Source organism: Bradyrhizobium sp. 170 (assembly GCF_023101085.1).
GTDB lineage: Bacteria > Pseudomonadota > Alphaproteobacteria > Rhizobiales > Xanthobacteraceae > Bradyrhizobium.
In genome coordinates this window covers 7,452,473-7,468,966 of record NZ_CP064703.1, presented here as the reverse complement: position 1 = coordinate 7,468,966, position 16,494 = coordinate 7,452,473, and the positions used below count along the sequence as shown (strand labels likewise).

Sequence of the window (16,494 nt, the reverse complement as noted above, 5' to 3'; positions counted from 1 at the left end):
CCTTAAAGCTCCGGGCAAAGGCCCGGCGCCTGTTCCGAGCTGATCATGGCTGACGCCACCGCTGCATCGCCTTCCACGATGAACGCCGCGGCCGATGACCGCATCCCGCCGCGACGGCTGCTCGCGTTTCTCATCATGGTGTTCGGGATGTTCATGTCGATCCTGGACATCCAGATCGTCTCGGCGTCGCTGCAGCAGATTCAGGCCGGCCTTTCCGCCAGTTCCAGCGAAGTGTCGTGGGTGCAGACTTCCTACCTGATTGCCGAAGTGATCGCGATCCCGCTTTCCGGATTCCTGTCGCGCGCGTTCGGCACGCGTTTGCTGTTTGCGATTTCCGCCTCCGGCTTCACGGTCGCGAGCTTCTTCTGCGGCTTTGCCTCGACCATCGAGCAGATGATTCTGTGGCGCGCGATCCAGGGATTTTTGGGCGCGGGCATGATCCCCACCGTGTTCGCATCCGCCTACACGGTGTTCCCCCGTTCGAAATTCCATATCGTCGGTCCCATCATCGGCCTGGTCGCGACGCTGGCGCCGACGATCGGGCCGACGGTCGGCGGTATCATTACAGACATGATGTCGTGGCACTGGCTGTTCTTCATCAACATCGTTCCCGGCATCGCCATCACCATCGGCGTGCTGGCGCTGTGTGATTTCGACAAGCCGAACTTTGCACTGCTCGAGCATTTCGACTGGTGGGGCCTGCTGTTCATGGCCGGCTTCCTCGGCACGCTCGAATATGTGCTGGAAGAGGGCCCGCAGTCGCAATGGCTGGAAGACACGTCGGTCGCCGTCTGCGCGGCGATCTGTGTGGTTTCGGCGATCGCCTTCTTCTGGCGCGTGTTCAGCGTCAGGGAGCCGATCGTCGACCTCAGGACCTTCGCCGACCGCAATTTCGGTGTCGGCTGCCTGATCTCGTTCTGTGTCGGCATCGGCCTTTACGGCCTCACCTACATGTATCCGCGTTATCTCGCCGAAGTGCGCGGCTACAGCCCGCTGATGATCGGCGAGACCATGTTCGTCTCGGGTATCGCCATGTTCCTCACCGCGCCGATCGTGGGCCGGCTGATGGCGAAATACGACATGCGTTACCTGATCGCGGTCGGCCTGGTGCTGTTCGCGCTCGGCTCCTATCAGATGACCTGGATCACGAAGGAATATGATTTCTACGAATTGCTGCTTCCGCAGATCCTGCGCGGCGCCGGCATGATGCTGGCGATGGTGCCGACCAACACGATCGCGCTCGGCACGCTGGCGCCGGAGCGGGTGAAGAACGCCTCGGGCCTGTTCAACCTGACGCGCAATCTCGGCGGCGCGGTCGGTCTCGCGCTGATCAACCAGGTGCTGAACGAGCGCACCGACCTGCACATCTCGCGCCTGCACGACCGCATCAACTGGGGCAACGCCACCGCGGTCGAGACGCTCAACATGTTCACCCAGCGTCTGCAGGGCATGGGCGATGCCACGCTGATGGCGATGAAGCAATTGTCGCAGATCGTGCACCGCCAGGCCGTGGTGATGGGCTATGGCGACGCCTTCTTCATGCTGACCGTGTTCTATTTCGGCCTCAGCCTGTTCGTCGTGGTTTTGAAAAAGCCTTCCGCGATAGTGGCCGGGGGCGACGCGCACTAGCAGGCGTGGCAATACGCGATCACGCTGATGTCATGTTGCAAATCACCCGCGATGCATTTATAAGCTGCGCATTGTCGCTCGAACCGGGGAGATTTGCATGATTTCGATGTATTCGCAGATCGCACCCTCGCGTCCGATGCCCGTGCTGGATTTTCGGTCGCTTAGCTGACCGCGATCACCGCCAGCCCTGATCGGGCCTGACGTCCCGATCATCAAGCTTCCCAACGACTTAACGATATTTTCAACGACGCTTGCGTTCGGCCTTAGGCCACCGCGCGTCAATTCAGATGGAGCCGGCGGTGTGCCTTGAGCGCAGCCGGATGACGCGATGACCGTTCAAACAGATAAACGTCCCGCGGCCATACGCGTGGTGATCCCGTTCGTGTTCCGCCACTGGCTGCAACAGCCCGGCCGCGCCGCCATCGTCGCCGGCGGCCTGCTCGGCGCGACCGCGGCCGACCTGTTCATGCCGATCTTCTCCGGCCGCCTGGTCGATGCACTGACCTTGGGTGCTTCGGACGCGGCGGCGCGGCATGCGGCGTTCGTTGCCTTCGGTGGGATCGTGGCGCTCGGTCTGATGTCGATGATCCTGCGGCTGACCGGCCTGCAGGCGATCGTGCCGTTTACGCTGAAGACCATGTCCGACGTGTCGCGCGACGCGTTCGCACGCGTGCAGCGTTTCTCGACCGACTGGCACGCCAACAGCTTTGCCGGATCGACCGTGCGCAAGGTCACGCGCGGCATGTGGGCGCTCGACCTGCTCAATGACACCATCCTGATGGCGCTGGCGCCGTCGCTCTTGGTGTTGCTGGGCTCGATGATCCTGCTCGGGCTGCACTGGCCCGTGCTCGGCGCGGTCATCGCGGTGGGCACGGTGATCTACGTCTCGATGACGCTGGCGTTCTCGATGAACTACATCGCCCCCGCCGCACGCGTCTCCAACGCGTGGGACACCAAGGTCGGCGGCACGCTGGCGGACGCCCTGACCTGCAACGCCGTGGTGAAATCCTTTGGCGCGGAAGCGCGCGAGGATGCGCGGCTGGCTGGCGTCATCGGCCGTTGGCGCACGCGCGTGCGGCGGACGTGGTACCGTTACAACTACACCTCGACGGCGCAACTCGCGGTGTTGTTGTGCTTCCGCGCATCCGTGATCGGCGGCGCGGTCCTGCTGTGGATCGCGGGCCGCGCCACGCCGGGCGACGTCACCTATGTGCTGACCAGCTACTACATCATCCACGCCTATTTGCGCGACGTCGGCATGCACATCAACAATCTGCAGCGTTCGGTCAACGACATGGAGGAGCTTGTCGCGATCCATGGCGAGCCGATCGGCATTGCCGATGCGCCTGATGCAAGACCGATCGACATCCAGGGCGGCCGCATCGTGTTCGACGACGTGACCTTCCATTATGGCGGCCATCGCGCGCCGCTGTATGACGGCCTGTCGGTGGAGATCCGCGCCGGCGAGCGGGTCGGCCTGGTCGGCCGTTCCGGCTCCGGCAAGACCACCTTCGTCAAGCTGGTGCAGCGGCTCTACGACGTCAGCGGCGGAAAAATCCTGATCGACGGTCAGGACATCGCGAAAGCTGTGCAGCATTCGCTGCGCAGCCAAATCGCGATCGTGCAGCAGGACCCGATCCTGTTTCACCGCACGCTGGCCGAGAACATCGCCTATGGCCGGCCGGGCGCCAGCATGGCGGCGATTGAGCAGGCGGCGCGGCTTGCCAATGCGCATGACTTCATCCTGCGGCTGCCGAAAGGCTACGGCACGCTGGTCGGCGAACGCGGCGTCAAGCTGTCGGGCGGCGAGCGCCAGCGTGTCGCGCTGGCGCGCGCGTTCCTGGCGGACGCGCCGGTTCTGATCCTGGACGAGGCGACCTCGAGCCTCGATTCGGAATCCGAAGGACTGATCCAGCAGGCGATGGAGCGGCTGATGAAAGGGCGCACCTCGATCGTGATCGCGCACCGGCTGTCGACGGTGCGCAGCCTCGACCGTATCCTCGTGTTCGACCGCGGCGAGATCGTCGAGCAGGGCACCCACGCAGGCCTGACGGCGCGTCCCGGCGGCGTCTATCGCGGGCTGTTCGAACTGCAGGCGACCGAGTTCGGCCGCATCTCGGCGGCGGAGTGAGGTGCGTTCTTGCAGTCCTGCTTGGTGTCGGAATATGCTTCCGGCAGCGAGAGGACTTGCGCGATGCGCTGGTTTCATAGGCAACGGCGGCCGGAAGTCTGGGAAGTTGCCGACGATCAACCGTTGGGCGATATCGGTGCGGCCCACAAGATCCGCGATATTTGCGCTTCCGCCGGCGCCATCGCGGAAAAGCTGGTGGCGGCCGGCGGGCCCGATGCCGAGAAGAAGCTCGCCGCCGATGCCGAGCGATACCAGGCCGCCATCAAGCGCGCGCTCGAAATAGCGATGCAAATCTCCGACGATTCGATGCGTGACGTTTCAGTGAGCCAGATCATCAAGCTGTGCGTGCAGGTGGATCATCTGAAAACCGCGAGGGTCCTGCTTCGCACAGTACAGTCGGAAAAGACGAGGGCAGAATTGGTGGCCGATCACCCCAAGCTGATTGATCAGGATGCCGCCAACTGAGGCGGCTCCCGATCCTGCTTCGATGGCGCCGGCGCCACAGATGCGCGCGTGCGGCTCGAGATCGCAACTGTCACCACCACGGCTGTGGCGAACAGCAGGATCTGCAGCGTGATGGTCTCGTCGTTGAAGAACGCCGCGAGCGCAAAGGTGATGAAGGGTTGCAGCAACTGGATCTGCGACACCCGCGCGATGCCGCCCATTGCGAGGCCGGCGTTCCATGCGAAGAACCCGATCCATTGCGAGAACAGCGCGACATAGAGCAGCCCGAGCCATGGCCTCAGCGCGATGTGGGTGATGTCGGCAGGCATGGTCAGCGCGGCCGCGGGAATCGAGAGCGGCAGCGCGATGACCAGCACCCAGCTTATCACCTCCCAGCCCGGCATCTGCGAGGTGAGCCGGCCGGAGAACGCATAGCCGATCGCGGCGACCGCGACCGACGCGAACAGAAACAGGTCGCCGGCCGCGAGCGCGCCGCCGCCTTGACGCAAGGCAAACATGATCACCAGCGCGGCGCCGGCGGCGGAAGCGATCCAGAACAGCGGCCTCGGCCGCTCATGGGTGACGGCGACGGCGACGAGCGCGGTGGCGATCGGCAACACGCCCAGCACCACGCCGCCGTGCGACGCGTCCACCCTCTGCATCCCGAGCGACATCAGCAGCGGAAACAGGACGGCGACGCAGAGCATGGCGATCACGAGTTGCGGCCACAGCGCGCGGGGCGGCAGCTTGCGGCGCAACACCAGGAGGAGCGCCAGAGAACATAGCCCGGCAATCACGGTGCGCAGCGAGGTCAGTGCAATCGGATCAATTTCCGCAACCGCGATCCGCGTCGCCGGTAGCGTGCCGCCGAAGATCGCCATGCCGATGAAGCCCAGCAGCAGACCGAGACGTTCGCGCGACGCATTGGAAGTCATGACGCGATGGGTTAGCTGCTTTGCCGGTCAGCGTACAGCAATCTACTCGGAGCACATGGCGGCCATGCGCGGCTACCTCGGAGCAATGCTGCTCCACACCAATCCGAGCCCCGACAGAAACAGCAGCGCCAGCACGACGTCGTAGAAATTCCGGTCGTTCAGGGCGTGGTAGGTGCGCATGCCGAGGCGGGCGCCGATCAGCGTGCCGGGCATCGCCAGCAGCGCCAGCCAGAAGACGTTCAGCTTCACGAAACCGGTGGCGGCTTGCAGGATCAGCGCGGCGCCGAGCACGGTGCCGTTGAAGATCTGGAAAACGCCGCGGCGCTGATCCTTGGTCCAGCCGCGGATGCTGGCCCACAGGGTCGGAAGCGGGCCCGACAGGCCGGCAAGGCCGCCGAGAATGCCGCCGGCAAATCCGACGCAGGCATCCGCGATGCGGCCGCCGAAACGAAAGGCCATCGGCTTGCGGATGAAATAGAGCGCGGTCGGAAACACCAGCAGCATCACGCCGACGCTGAGCTTGAAAACCTGCGGGTCGGCGCGCGCGACCAATAGCGCCCCGATAGGCATGCCGAGGAGTCCGCCGGCCACGAACGGCAAGGCCAGTTTGAAGTCGAGCAGCTTCCACATCGACGGCAATGTCGAGATCTGTGAGCTCACCGAACAGATCAGGACCAGCGGCACGGCAATCGCGGGCGGCAGGATATATAGCCAGATCCCCAGCGCCATCAGCGCCGTGCCGAAACCGGCAAGCCCGGAGACGAAACCACCGGCGAGCGCGCCGGCAAGCAGGATCGCGTAGGTGGCGACGTCCACTCTTTTCTTCCTTCGTCATTCCGGGGCGATGCGCAGCATCGAACCCGGAATCTCGAGATTCCGGGTCTGGTCCTTCGGACCATCCCGGAATGACGACGTTGAATTTGCGCCGACGTTTACACGACGCGGCGGATGGGTACTATCGCAATTGAAGCCTTCAACAACAACCCGGTGGAAACGGCCCTATGAGCGCAACCTCTTCGAAAACATTTCTCGTCTGTCACGGCGCGTGGTCCGCGGGCTGGGTCTGGAAGAAAATGCACCCGCTGATGCACGCGGCGGGGCATCGTCTGGTGACGCCGACCTATACGGGTCTCGGCGAACGCGCGCATCTGGCCCATGCATCGATCGATCTCAATTCGCATATCGAGGACATGCTGAATGTCATCAAGTATGAAGACCTGCACGACATCGTGCTGATCGGCCACAGCTATGGCGGCATGGTCGCGACCGGCGTCGCCGATCGCGCCCGCGACAAGGTCAGGCAGCTCATCTATGTCGACGCCTTCGTGCCGCAGGACGGCCAGTCGTTGCTCGATCTGAACGAGGCGGCGCGGGCGCGCATGCAGGAGCTGGCGAAGAGCGGCGATGGCTGGCGCGTTCCGCCGAACCCGACGCCGCCGGATACCTCGCCTGCCGATGTCGAATGGCTCAGCGCGCGCCGCGTCGACATGCCGATTAAATGCTTTGAAACAAAACTCAAGCTGCAAGGCGGCGCGCTGACCCTGCCGCGCAGCTATATCTACGCCACGCGCATCACGCCGGCCGATACGTTCGGGCCGTTCGCCAGAATGACGAAGGGCGATCCCGCCTGGAGCTATCACGAGATCGACGCCAGCCATTCGCCGAATGTCACTGCGCCGGAGGCGTTGATGGCGTTGCTGCAAAAGATCGCTGCGTAGTTGCGTCGCTGCGTAGCCCGGATGTAGCGCAGCGAAATCCGGGACCGGTGCCAGATGCCATGCCAAGTATAGCTATTGAGCGAGCCGAGCGCTCAGATCCCGGATTGCGCTGCGCTCCATCCGGGCTGCGAGGTGGCTCCGAGGATTGACTCTCCACCATGCGCCCAACAAGCTGGGGAACCGGTGGTCGACGTCGATCGCGGAGGGCGGGTCATGACAGCCAGGACGACGGCAGGCATCGAGACGTGGTCGACCGGTCTGGTCGAGCCTGAGCGGCGCCTGGACTATTGGATCGGCGCCGTCTGCGAATGTTTTCTCGAAATGGACATCACGACGCAGGTTCGATCGGGCTTCGACTGCTCCGTTCAGCGCGGGCAACTCGACACCATCGGCATCAACCGGGTGCAGGGATCGGCGCAGCACGTCTACCGCCGCAAAGCCAGCGTCGCCCGCAGCACGGCCAACTACTATTACCTGCTGTGCAAGACCGACAACGACTGGACGGTGATGCAGAACGGTCACGCGTCGCGGATGCGGCCGATGGATCTCGTCCTGCTGGATTCCCGGCGCTGCTATGAATTCAACTTTCCGGTGAACGCGGACACGCTGTCGCTGGAGTTGCCGATCGCCTGGGTCGAATCGTGGATATCAGATCCCGAGCGGCGCATCGGACAGCGCATCGACGGTCGCGCCGGCTGGGGCGCGGCGCTCAGCGCATTTGCCTGCCAGCTAACTCCCGAGTTCGCCACCGACCGGCCGCTGCCGGCGCGGGTGCTGACCGACCAGCTCGGCGCGCTGCTGGCGCTTGGGTTCGGCAGCGAGATTCCGGCGACACCCGCCGAGCAGCGCGATGCCGCGAAACTTCTGGACCAGATCGGCCGTGTCATAAGGCTGCGCTACGCCGAACCGGGACTGACGGCTGTGGCGGTCGCGGAGGATTTGCGCGTCTCGGAGCGGACCTTGCACCGCTGCCTCAACAAAGCGGGCCTGACGTTCAGCGGGCTGCTCAACGATTGCCGCATGGCGGCGGCGCGCAGGATGCTGAGCGAGCCGCGGTTCGATCGCATCAGCGTCGGCGGGATCGGGCTGCGGGTCGGTCTGTCCGACCCATCCCACTTCATCCGCCAATGCCGCAAGTTTCTCGGCATGACCCCGGGCGCATTCCGGCGGCAGCGCTAAAGCCTTGTTGTAATCCCCCTGGCGTAATCAGGCGATGGCGGTGGCCGAATCCGGCCATCGGGGGCGAGACGCCATCTCTATCAAGGTCTGATTTTTCGAAATCGAGGGGAGACGGGAATGGCAGACACTTACGTACTGGTTCACGGCGCGTGGCATACCGGCGCCGAGATGGAAGCGGTGGCCGGACATCTGCGAAAGGGCGGCCACGTCGTGCATTGCCCGACGGTAGCCGGCAACAACAAGGACGACGATCGCGAGAAGATCGGCCTCGAGCAGGCGATCTCGTCGATCGTTTCCTACATCGAAGCGAACAATCTGCGCGACATCAGGCTTGTCGGCCACTCCTATGGCGGCATGGTGATTTCGGGCGTCGCCGACCGTCTGACGGACAGGGTCAAGCGGCTCGTCTATGTCAACGCCTTCGTTCCGCTGGACGGGCAGTGCCTCAACGACATGGTGCCGCCGCACTATGTCGGCCTGTTCGACGCGGTGGCCGCCGCCAACAAGGGCGCGGTGATGTTGCCGTTCGAAATCTGGCGCGATGCCTTCATCAACGACGCCGACCTCGAACTGGCGAAGTCCGCCTTCGCCAAACTCAATCTGCATCCGTACAAGACGTTCACCGACAAGATCGCGCTGAAGCACTCGTTGGCCGAACTGCCGGTCGGCAAATCCTACGTCAATTGCCGGCAGGACATCGCGCTGCCGCACAGCATGCCATGGCATCCGCGGTTGTCGGAACGGCTGGGGCTGTTTCGTTTGGTCGAGTGCGACGGCAGCCACGAGATGTTCTTCAGCAATCCGGCACGGCTGGCACAGGCGATCGCGGAAGCGGGGCGCGACTGAGGTTATTGCACCGCGTAGCCCGGATGGAGCGCAGCGCAATCCGGGGGCCGCTGTCAGTTTCAGATGCCGTGTCAATATGCGGAACTATTGAGCCAACCTGACGGATAGATCCCGGATTGCGCTGCGCTCCATCCGGGCTACGGGTTGCGTTGGTTGAAATGGCGAGGGGTCCGGCGTGTTTGCGCCGAACCCCTCATTCTCAGCGTTTTCTACTCGCTCGAAAACGCTTTAGAGCATCAGCCAGCCTGTAAGCCGGGTTCTGTAGGGCACCACTCTTGCGAATGGTACGTGACGGCCATTCCTCTGGGACCATGTTTGCACATGGCCTCGAGCAACCTACCCGGACGGCGAGCCTGACATCGCCCTGCGGAGTTATCACCCGAAAGCGAACTTTCCGCGTTGCCGTCCCTATTCGGTTTTGCTCCCGGTGTGGTTTGCCATGCCGTTTCCGTTGCCGGATACGCGGTGCGCTCTTACCGCACCTTTTCACCCTTGCTCCGTCCGGAGACGGAGCGGTTCGTTCTCTGTGGCACTTTCCCTGGGGTTGCCCCCGCCGGACGTTATCCGGCACCGTATGTCGATGGAGCCCGGACTTTCCTCCCCCGCAGCCTTTCGACCATAGCGGGAGCGGCCGTCCGGCCGACTGACGCCCTACGCATGGGGATTTAGGTGCGTCGCGTCAAGGGACCACGATGGTTAATCGGGTTCCGTCCGAGCTTATTTTGACATCCGCGGAGCAGCGGCATTTGATGCCAATGACTGAGGACGACGAGCAGATACGCACGATGAACATTCCTGCCGGTCTTGGTGAAGCCCTGCTGCACAGCGCCTCCGACGCGATCATCGCGACCGATCGCGAAGGCCGCATCACGTTCTGGAATCCCGGTGCGGAGCGGATATTCGGCTTCACGGCCGCCGACGCTGTCGGCCAGTTGCTCGACCTGATCATTCCCGAAAACCTGCGCGCGCGGCATTGGGAAGGATTTCGCCATACGATGACGACGGGAACGAGCCGCTATGGCCACGGTGACCTGTTGTCGGTACCCGGCCTGACCAGGGACGGCACGCGGATTTCGGTTGAGTTCACGATTCTGGCGCTGCGCGATGAAATGCAGGCCGTCACGGGCACCGTGGCCGTCATGCGCGACGTGACGAAGCGCTTTGCGGAAATGAGGGAATTGAAGCGGCGGCTCGCCGGGACCGGCGCGCAGTCCTGATCGCCGGCTCCGGGATTGCCGCTCCGTCTGAAAAATAATTTCCCGGACCATGTCGTCTTGCCGGGGGCCCGTTCGACTGGGTGTCGGCGATCCAGCCGATCAAGAAGGAGTAAAGCGATGCAGTATCTGCTGTTGATCTATCGGAACGATGCCGAATACGTCAAAATGGGCCCTGCCGAACGGAAGCAAATGAGCGCGGAGTATGGCGTCTTCACCCAGGCCATCGTTCAGAGCGGCCATTTCAAGGCTGGCGACGGCTTGCAGCCGACAACGACCGCGACCACCGTGCGGGTACGCGACGGCAAGATGTTGACCACGGACGGACCGTTCGCGGAGACGCGCGAGCAACTCGGCGGCTATTATCTGGTCGAGGCCAAGGATCTCGACACGGCCCTCGGCCTCGCCGCGCGTATTCCTGGCGCCAAGTCGGGTTCGATCGAGGTCAGGCCGGTCATGATCTATGACTGACGGCGAAGCCGTCATTCCGGGCTCGAAGCGGTAAACCAGATGACTCCGGTCGAGATCGAAAAGATATTTCGCGACGAAGCGGGCAGGGCGCTGGCGACCCTGATCCGCCTCGTCGGCGATTTTGATCTCGCCGAGGATGCACTGCAGGACGCATTCGCGGTGGCGCTGGAGCGCTGGTCCGTCGCTGAAATGCCGTCCAATCCGCGCGCATGGCTGGTCAATGTCGGGCGCAACAAGGCGATCGATCGCATTCGCCGCAACGTCGCGCTTCGGGGCAAGCAGCAGGAGTTGACGCGCGAAATCCTGCTCAATGCGTCGGCGCCTGACGAGGCCACGGACGGCGTGCTCGATGACGACATGTTGCGGCTGATCTTCACTTGCTGCCATCCGTCCTTCGCCGCGGAGGTGCAGGTGGCGCTGACGCTGCGCACGGTGTGCGGGCTCTCGACAGCGCAGGTGGCGCGGGCGTTTCTCGCGAGCGAAGACGCGATGGCGCAGCGCCTGGTGCGCGCCAAACAGAAAATCCGTCTCGCCGGCATTCCCTATGAGGTGCCGGAGCGCGACGCGCTGGAGCCGCGGCTGCGCGGTGTGCTGGCCGTAATCTATCTCGTGTTCACCGAAGGCTATGCGGCGACGTCAGGCGAAGATCTGATGCGGCCTGATCTGGCGCGCGAAGCCATCCGGCTGGCGCGGCTGCTCGATGCGCTGATGCCGGGGCGTGGCGAGATCAAGGGCCTGCTGGCCCTGATGCTGCTGCACGATTCACGGCGTGCAGGCCGCGAGACCGCAGGCGGCGACATCGTGCTGCTGGAAGAGCAGGACCGGACGCTGTGGGATCGCGGCCAGATATCGGAGGGCCTGCTTCTGGTGGAAGAGGCGCTGCGGATGCCGGGTCGGCCGCAATCCTATGCGGTGCAGGCGGCTATCGCCGCGCTGCATGCGCGTGCGCCCGGTTACACGGATACCGATTGGCGGCAGATCGCCGGCCTCTATGAAGTGCTGCTGCGGATCAGCCCGTCGCCGGTGATCGAACTCAATCACGCCGCTGCGGTGTCGATGGTCGACGGGCCGGCGCGGGCGCTCGGCCTGATCGATGCACTGGAAGCGCGTGGCGGGCTGAAGGGGTATGAGCTGCTGCCGGCGGTGCGCGCCGATTTGCTGCGCAGGTTGGGCCGACGTGACGCCGCGCGGGAGGCGTATCAGGCGGCGACGGCGGCAACGCAGCTCGAGCCGCTGCGACGATTTTATGCGCGAAGGATTGCGGAGATGGAGGGAAGCTCAGGCGGCCCTTAGTCCGTCATTGCGAGCGAAGCGAAGCAACCCATCTTTCCGCGCGCGGAGAGATGGATTGCTTCGTCGCTTCGCTCCCTTGCGCAAACGCTTCGCGTTTGTCGCAGGCAATGACGGCTGGGGATGCACCCGTGAGCTACTTCGCCGCAACCACCGTCGTGGTCGCATCCGCCGGCAGGCTCGCCAGCAGCGCATGCAGCGTGCTCATGGTCGAGTGATCGGCGATCCCATCGACGCGCGCGGGACGGAAGTGACGCTGAAACGCGGTGACCACTTCCATGGTCGGGCCGTCGAACTTGCCGTGGGTCGGGATATTGTAGCCGTATTTGGCAAGTGCGGCCTGCATACCTGCGACGTCGTCGCTGATGCTGCCGAGCTTGAGCGTTTCGCCGCGCACGATCGGCGCCGGCTGCACCCAGTGGCCGACGCCGGAATTGGCCAGCGAATGCCACGGAAACTTTTCGCCGGGATCCCTTTTGCGCGCCGGGGCGACATCGGAATGCGCGAGCACGCGATGCGTAGGAATCTTGCGGCGGAGCATGATGCCGCGGCACAGCGCGATCACGGCGGCGATCTGGCGCAGCGGGAAATCCGGATAGCCCCAGTCGTGGCCGCGATTGATGATTTCGATCCCGATCGAGCAGGAATTGATGTCTTCCTCGCCGGCCCAAAAGGACACGCCGGCGTGCCAGGCGCGCTTGGCTTCCGGCACGCACTGCACGATGCGGCCGTCTTCCAGCACGATGTAATGCGCTGACACGTCGGTGCCGGGAGTGCAGAGCTGGGCGATCGCGCCTTCCACATCCGGCATGCCGGTGTAGTGCAGCAGGATCATATCGGCGACGCGGCCGTTGTTGCGGTCGCCGTGGTTCGGCGACGGGATGACATCGGATGCGATCGAGGAATCTGGCGTAAAGGTCTTCATGTCGGCGTTGGCCCTGGGAACGGGAAGGGCGCGTTGACGCCTCGAATCAATACCAGCAGATGCGAACGTACCAGTAGCCATTTTTTAAACCCAAACCGGGCGGGAGCGCGGCAACATCGTGGCTTAAGCGGCAATGCCGTTTACTATTCATTTACCTCGTGGCCGCGCAATCCGGCGACCGAGTTCCAGCTCGCATTTTGACCGAGTGTGTGCGGGGCGCATCACCATTTTTCAGTATCTCGAAAACACTATAGAAAGCGCGCAAAACCCGTAGCCGGTCATCAACGCTTTCTTAACGCTAAGTGCCGTTACTAAGTGGTGAAGAGCCGAACCGGGTTGGGGACGGCCGAGGCCCTTTTTCGCGCTCGAAATGCCATGGCAACCCAGCAAATTCCGTCTGGAAATGAGGGGGCGCGGGACCGGGCCAAAAACGGCAATCGCGCCGAGTCGCGGCTTTTTGGCCGGAAAAGCGCGGCGAAGCGCAGAGATTTGAGGCGCAATGGGCCCGTTCGCGTCCATCTTTCATTTTGCAGGCTGGAATACGCCAGGGGACGGCGCATGAGCCCGGCTGCGCCGCGCCATATCTCGGTGCTCGGCCGCGAGGCGGTCGAGATGCTCAATCCCAAGAGCGGCGGCATCTATGTCGACGCGACCTTCGGCGCCGGCGGCTACAGCCGCGCGATCCTCAGCGTCGCGGGAACCCAGGTCATCGGCATCGACCGCGACCGGTCAGCGGTTACCGGTGGGTTCGATCTGGTCGAGCAGTCCGACGGCCGGCTGACCCTGGTCGAGGATCGATTCTCCAACCTTGCGGACATCTGCACGGCGCAAGGCATGGCCGAAGTGGACGGCGTCGTGATGGACGTCGGCGTTTCCTCGATGCAGCTCGACCAGGCCGAGCGCGGCTTCTCGTTCCGGCTCGGCGGCCCGCTCGACATGCGGATGGGCCATGACGGCCCGACCGCGGCGGATGTCGTTGCGAAGGCTTCCGAGGCCGATCTCGCCAACATCATCTATATTTTCGGCGAAGAGCGCCATTCCCGCGCCGTGGCGCGCGCCATCGTGGCGGCGCGCAAGGAAGCGCCGATCACGACGACGCAAGCGCTCGCCGATATCGTCGGCAAGGTGGTGCGCTCCAAGCCGAACGAGATTCATCCTGCGACGCGCACGTTCCAGGGCTTGCGAATTTTCGTCAACGCGGAACTCGACGAATTGCATCTGGCGCTCGTGGCAGCCGAGCGCGTGCTGAAGCCTGGCGGGCGGCTGGTGGTGGTGTCGTTTCATTCGCTGGAAGACCGCATCGTCAAGGATTTTTTCAACGCGCGCGGCAAGACCGGCGGCGGATCGCGGCACCTGCCCGAGGTGGCGCAGGCGGCACCGAGTTTTCATATCCTGACCAAACGTCCGGTCACGCCAACTGAAGCGGAAGTATCAGCCAATCCACGCGCGCGTTCCGCAAAATTGCGCGCTGCCGAGCGCACCGCGGCGCCCGCGCATGCGGCAGACCGCCTGCCGGCCTGGCCCGTTCTTGCCGATGTGATGAGGGGAGGCTGACCATGCGGATCATCCACCTCTTCGTCATCGGTGTGCTGGTGTTCGCGGCGGCCTACGTCTATCGGATCAAGATGGAATCGACCTCGCGCGTCGAGCGCGTGCTGCGGCTCAACGCCGAGATCCGCGAGCAGCGGGACGCCATCGCGGCGCTGCGCGCGGAATGGGCCAAGCTCGATGCGCCGCTGCGGCTGCAAGGGCTCGCCGAGCGCCATCTCGGCCTGAAGCCGCTCAACGCCACGCAATACGATCAGTTGAAGAATTTGCCGGAACGGCCGCCGGCCTTTGCAAGGCCCGGTGCGCCCGATCCGATCGGCGCGATGATCAACACTATCGAGGCGGCCGCCGATGCGCCGCCCACAACCGGGTCCGTGCCCGCGCCGGGAGATCGGCAATGACCGGCCGGGCGCTCACCAACACCAGAAGGCCCGTGGAGCCGTGGCGGCAGCGGCTGATCCGCAGCCTGCTCTACGGGCGCAACGTCGATCGCGCCGCCAAGGCGCGCGCCCGGGTAGGATTGGCCATCCTGCTATTCGCGGCGATCTATGCGGTGCTGGCCGGACGTCTGGTGATGTTCGCGGTCGGCGCCGACAGCCACGGCGCGCGCCGCGCCGGCTCGCAGGACGCGATTGCGACCGCGCGACCCGACATCGTCGACCGCAACGGCGAGGTGCTGGCCACCGACGTCAAGGCGCCGAGCCTGTTCGGCGAGCCCAGGCGCATCATCGACAAGGACGAGGCGATCGAACTCCTGACCGCGGCGCTGCCGGACCTCGACACGGCAGAGGCGCGCACGCGCCTGTCGTCGCGCAAGGGTTTTGTGTGGCTGAAGCGTGAGATCACGCCAAAGCAGCAGCACGACATCCACAAGCTAGGCATTCCCGGCATCGGCTTCCTGCGCGAGAACAAGCGGGTCTATCCGACCGGTGCTGCGGTCGCGCATTTGATCGGGCTCGTCAACATCGACAACCAGGGCATCGCCGGGATGGAGAAGTGGCTGGACAATAACGGTCTGGCCGATCTGCACCGCGCCGGCTTTGCCACCGATCGCTTGCAGCGGCCGGTGGAACTGTCGATCGACCTGCGCGTCGAACATGCGCTGCGCGACGAGCTGTTGAAGGCGAAGGAGAAATACAAGGCCAAGGCGGCGTCCGGCCTCGTCTCCAACGTCCGGACCGGCGAGATCGTGGCCCTGGTGTCGCTACCGGATTTCGATCCCAACAATCCGAAAGAGGCGCACGACCCCGAGCGCATCAACCGCCTGACCACGGGCGTGTTCGAAATGGGCTCGACCTTCAAGGCGCTGACGCTGGCGATGGCGCTGGATTCCGGCAAGGCCACCCTCAACACGCTCTACGACGGGCGTGGGGCGCTGAAATTCGGCAAGTTCACCATTCACGACACCCATCCGGTCGGCCGCCCGATCACGCTGTCGGAAGTGTTCACCTTCTCCTCGAACGTCGGCGCGGCCAAGATCGCACTGGCGCAAGGCGTCGAGGCGCACAAGGCGTTCCTGAAGAAGCTCGGCCAGATGGACCGCTTGCGCACCGAACTGCCTGAAAGCGCCTCGCCGATCGTGCCGAAGCGCTGGAGCGAGCTCAACACCATCACGATCTCCTTCGGTCACGGCATCGCGGTTGCGCCGCTGCAGGCGGTGATGGGTATCAACGCCTGCATAAATGGCGGTCTCCTGATTCCCCCGACTTTCCTCAAGCGGTCGGAAGAGGAGGCCAGGGCCATCGCCAAGAAGGTGCTCCGAACCGAAACCTCCGACAAGATGCGCTATCTGATGCGGCTCAACGCCGAGATCGGAACCGCCAAGAAGGCCGACGTCAAGGGCTACTATATCGGCGGCAAGACCGGCACCTCGGAAAAGGTCGTCAACGGGCGCTATTCCAAGAAGCAGGTGCTCAACTCGTTCACGGCGATCATTCCGGCCGACAATCCGCAGTACCAGTTGCTGGTCATGCTGGATGAGCCGAAGGCGCTGCCGGAAACCCATGGCTTCATCACCTCGGGCTGGAACGCGGTGCCGACCGGCGGCAAGGTGATTGCCCGCATCGGGCCGCTCCTGGGCATCGAGCCGCGCTTCGATCTGCCGCCGTCCGACCGCCTTATTCTTGCGGCATCGAGGACAACCCAGTAAGGCGTAGGATCAAGG

Annotated in this window: 15 protein-coding genes and 1 other RNA gene; 12 read left to right on the top strand and 4 right to left on the bottom strand. The window is 64.0% G+C overall.

Translation table 11 applies throughout. The features are described from left to right. Nucleotides 1-45 precede the first annotated feature (45 nt). The 3 genes from IVB05_RS34800 to IVB05_RS34790 all read left to right on the top strand — a co-directional run bounded on the left by IVB05_RS34800 (nucleotide 46) and on the right by IVB05_RS34790 (nucleotide 4,225). Complete coding sequence (locus tag IVB05_RS34800) at nucleotides 46-1,629, top strand: DHA2 family efflux MFS transporter permease subunit (RefSeq protein WP_247780497.1); 1,584 nt, start codon at nucleotides 46-48, stop codon at nucleotides 1,627-1,629. Nucleotides 1,630-1,957: 328 nt separating this feature from the next. Next, on the top strand, nucleotides 1,958-3,760 hold the full coding sequence (locus IVB05_RS34795) for an ABC transporter ATP-binding protein (protein WP_247780496.1): 1,803 nt from the start codon (nucleotides 1,958-1,960) through the stop codon (nucleotides 3,758-3,760). A gap of 63 nt (nucleotides 3,761-3,823) precedes the next feature. Next, the gene (locus IVB05_RS34790) at nucleotides 3,824-4,225 is read left to right on the top strand and encodes a hypothetical protein (protein ID WP_247780495.1); all 402 of its coding nucleotides are present in this window, start codon (nucleotides 3,824-3,826) and stop codon (nucleotides 4,223-4,225) included. Here IVB05_RS34790 and IVB05_RS34785 read toward each other — a convergent pair. Both IVB05_RS34785 and IVB05_RS34780 read right to left on the bottom strand, forming a co-directional pair. After that, a complete protein-coding gene (locus tag IVB05_RS34785) occupies nucleotides 4,207-5,139 on the bottom strand; it encodes a DMT family transporter (RefSeq protein ID WP_247780494.1) in 933 nt (310 codons plus the stop codon). The genes IVB05_RS34790 and IVB05_RS34785 overlap by 19 nt on opposite strands. Before the next feature lie 72 nt (nucleotides 5,140-5,211). Further along, nucleotides 5,212-5,955: a sulfite exporter TauE/SafE family protein gene (locus tag IVB05_RS34780; protein WP_247780493.1), complete on the bottom strand. Its 744-nt coding sequence runs from the start codon at nucleotides 5,953-5,955 to the stop codon at nucleotides 5,212-5,214. 185 nt (nucleotides 5,956-6,140) lie between these two features. On the opposite strand from IVB05_RS34780, the gene IVB05_RS34775 reads away from it, so the two are divergent. From IVB05_RS34775 to IVB05_RS34765, 3 genes are all read left to right on the top strand, one after another. Continuing rightward, the gene (locus IVB05_RS34775; protein ID WP_247780492.1) at nucleotides 6,141-6,857 is read left to right on the top strand and encodes an alpha/beta hydrolase; all 717 of its coding nucleotides are present in this window, start codon (nucleotides 6,141-6,143) and stop codon (nucleotides 6,855-6,857) included. A gap of 213 nt (nucleotides 6,858-7,070) precedes the next feature. Then, complete coding sequence (locus IVB05_RS34770) at nucleotides 7,071-8,036, top strand: AraC family transcriptional regulator (RefSeq protein WP_247780491.1); 966 nt, start codon at nucleotides 7,071-7,073, stop codon at nucleotides 8,034-8,036. Between the two features lie 117 nt (nucleotides 8,037-8,153). Beyond that, a complete protein-coding gene (locus IVB05_RS34765) occupies nucleotides 8,154-8,882 on the top strand; it encodes an alpha/beta hydrolase (protein ID WP_247780490.1) in 729 nt (242 codons plus the stop codon). A gap of 232 nt (nucleotides 8,883-9,114) precedes the next feature. Here the strand turns inward: IVB05_RS34765 and rnpB are convergent. Beyond that, an RNA gene (gene rnpB / locus IVB05_RS34760) (RNase P RNA component class A) lies at nucleotides 9,115-9,529 on the bottom strand. 138 nt (nucleotides 9,530-9,667) lie between these two features. Here rnpB and IVB05_RS34755 point away from each other — a divergent pair. The 3 genes from IVB05_RS34755 to IVB05_RS34745 all read left to right on the top strand — a co-directional run bounded on the left by IVB05_RS34755 (nucleotide 9,668) and on the right by IVB05_RS34745 (nucleotide 11,860). Further along, on the top strand, nucleotides 9,668-10,099 hold the full coding sequence (locus tag IVB05_RS34755; protein ID WP_247787234.1) for a PAS domain S-box protein: 432 nt from the start codon (nucleotides 9,668-9,670) through the stop codon (nucleotides 10,097-10,099). 117 nt (nucleotides 10,100-10,216) lie between these two features. Further along, entirely contained in the window at nucleotides 10,217-10,567 is a 351-nt protein-coding gene (locus tag IVB05_RS34750) for a YciI family protein (RefSeq protein ID WP_247780489.1), read from the top strand. Nucleotides 10,568-10,606: 39 nt separating this feature from the next. Beyond that, the gene (locus IVB05_RS34745) at nucleotides 10,607-11,860 is read left to right on the top strand and encodes an RNA polymerase sigma factor (protein WP_247780488.1); all 1,254 of its coding nucleotides are present in this window, start codon (nucleotides 10,607-10,609) and stop codon (nucleotides 11,858-11,860) included. A gap of 133 nt (nucleotides 11,861-11,993) precedes the next feature. Here the strand turns inward: IVB05_RS34745 and IVB05_RS34740 are convergent, their stop codons facing one another. After that, on the bottom strand, nucleotides 11,994-12,782 hold the full coding sequence (locus IVB05_RS34740) for an N-acetylmuramoyl-L-alanine amidase (RefSeq protein ID WP_247780487.1): 789 nt from the start codon (nucleotides 12,780-12,782) through the stop codon (nucleotides 11,994-11,996). A 558-nt stretch (nucleotides 12,783-13,340) separates the two neighbouring features. Here IVB05_RS34740 and rsmH point away from each other — a divergent pair. The 3 genes from rsmH to IVB05_RS34725 are packed head-to-tail and all read left to right on the top strand — an operon-like array spanning nucleotide 13,341 to nucleotide 16,479. Next, nucleotides 13,341-14,336, top strand: coding sequence for a 16S rRNA (cytosine(1402)-N(4))-methyltransferase RsmH (rsmH, locus tag IVB05_RS34735; protein ID WP_247780486.1), 996 nt, complete (start codon nucleotides 13,341-13,343; stop codon nucleotides 14,334-14,336). 2 nt (nucleotides 14,337-14,338) lie between these two features. After that, complete coding sequence (locus tag IVB05_RS34730) at nucleotides 14,339-14,731, top strand: hypothetical protein (protein WP_247780485.1); 393 nt, start codon at nucleotides 14,339-14,341, stop codon at nucleotides 14,729-14,731. After that, nucleotides 14,728-16,479, top strand: a complete 1,752-nt coding sequence (locus IVB05_RS34725) for a penicillin-binding protein 2 (protein WP_247780484.1) — start codon at nucleotides 14,728-14,730, stop codon at nucleotides 16,477-16,479. The genes IVB05_RS34730 and IVB05_RS34725 overlap by 4 nt, the downstream gene beginning before the upstream one ends. The last annotated feature ends 15 nt before the right edge of the window (nucleotides 16,480-16,494 follow it).

What these genes read in the sequence shown, in the direction of transcription:
- IVB05_RS34730 (WP_247780485.1), top strand. Translation starts at nt 14,339, where the DNA reads ATGCGGATCATCCACCTCTTCGTCATCGGTGTGCTGGTGTTCGCGGCG.
- IVB05_RS34725 (WP_247780484.1), top strand. Translation starts at nt 14,728, where the DNA reads ATGACCGGCCGGGCGCTCACCAACACCAGAAGGCCCGTGGAGCCGTGG.
- IVB05_RS34800 (WP_247780497.1), top strand. Translation starts at nt 46, where the DNA reads ATGGCTGACGCCACCGCTGCATCGCCTTCCACGATGAACGCCGCGGCC.
- IVB05_RS34790 (WP_247780495.1), top strand. Translation starts at nt 3,824, where the DNA reads ATGCGCTGGTTTCATAGGCAACGGCGGCCGGAAGTCTGGGAAGTTGCC.
- rsmH (WP_247780486.1), top strand. Translation starts at nt 13,341, where the DNA reads ATGAGCCCGGCTGCGCCGCGCCATATCTCGGTGCTCGGCCGCGAGGCG.
- IVB05_RS34775 (WP_247780492.1), top strand. Translation starts at nt 6,141, where the DNA reads ATGAGCGCAACCTCTTCGAAAACATTTCTCGTCTGTCACGGCGCGTGG.
- IVB05_RS34795 (WP_247780496.1), top strand. Translation starts at nt 1,958, where the DNA reads ATGACCGTTCAAACAGATAAACGTCCCGCGGCCATACGCGTGGTGATC.
- IVB05_RS34770 (WP_247780491.1), top strand. Translation starts at nt 7,071, where the DNA reads ATGACAGCCAGGACGACGGCAGGCATCGAGACGTGGTCGACCGGTCTG.
- IVB05_RS34745 (WP_247780488.1), top strand. Translation starts at nt 10,607, where the DNA reads ATGACTCCGGTCGAGATCGAAAAGATATTTCGCGACGAAGCGGGCAGG.
- IVB05_RS34740 (WP_247780487.1), bottom strand. Translation starts at nt 12,782, where the DNA reads ATGAAGACCTTTACGCCAGATTCCTCGATCGCATCCGATGTCATCCCG.
- IVB05_RS34755 (WP_247787234.1), top strand. Translation starts at nt 9,668, where the DNA reads ATGAACATTCCTGCCGGTCTTGGTGAAGCCCTGCTGCACAGCGCCTCC.
- IVB05_RS34765 (WP_247780490.1), top strand. Translation starts at nt 8,154, where the DNA reads ATGGCAGACACTTACGTACTGGTTCACGGCGCGTGGCATACCGGCGCC.
- IVB05_RS34750 (WP_247780489.1), top strand. Translation starts at nt 10,217, where the DNA reads ATGCAGTATCTGCTGTTGATCTATCGGAACGATGCCGAATACGTCAAA.
- IVB05_RS34785 (WP_247780494.1), bottom strand. Translation starts at nt 5,139, where the DNA reads ATGACTTCCAATGCGTCGCGCGAACGTCTCGGTCTGCTGCTGGGCTTC.